The sequence below is a fragment of the Halorubrum sp. SP3 genome (assembly GCF_005435195.1).
Classification (GTDB): domain Archaea; phylum Halobacteriota; class Halobacteria; order Halobacteriales; family Haloferacaceae; genus Halorubrum; species Halorubrum sodomense.
Genome location: NZ_SGTU01000357.1, coordinates 260 through 468, shown reverse-complemented (window position 1 = coordinate 468; position 209 = coordinate 260). Strand labels below are relative to the sequence as shown.

Here is a 209-nt window from a genome sequence, read left to right as displayed (position 1 = left end):
CTCTGTCATCGACGACGATCTCCCGACTGACGTTGACGTTGTGTTCCATCTTGCTGCCCTCTCATCCTACAAAATGCATGAGGAGGATCCCGCACAGGGCGCTCGCGTCAACGTTGAGGGATTTGTGAACACGGTCGAGCAAGCACGTCAGGACGGCTGTGATACTGTTGTGTACGCAACGACCTCCTCAATCTATGGGGATCGCACCG

1 protein-coding gene is annotated in these 209 nt (G+C 55.5%); it reads left to right on the top strand.

Going from position 1 to position 209, the window contains the following annotated elements; all coding sequences use genetic code 11:
• The coding region (locus tag EXE42_RS20455; RefSeq protein WP_241988432.1) for an NAD(P)-dependent oxidoreductase at positions 1-209 on the top strand (209 nt) is incomplete at both ends.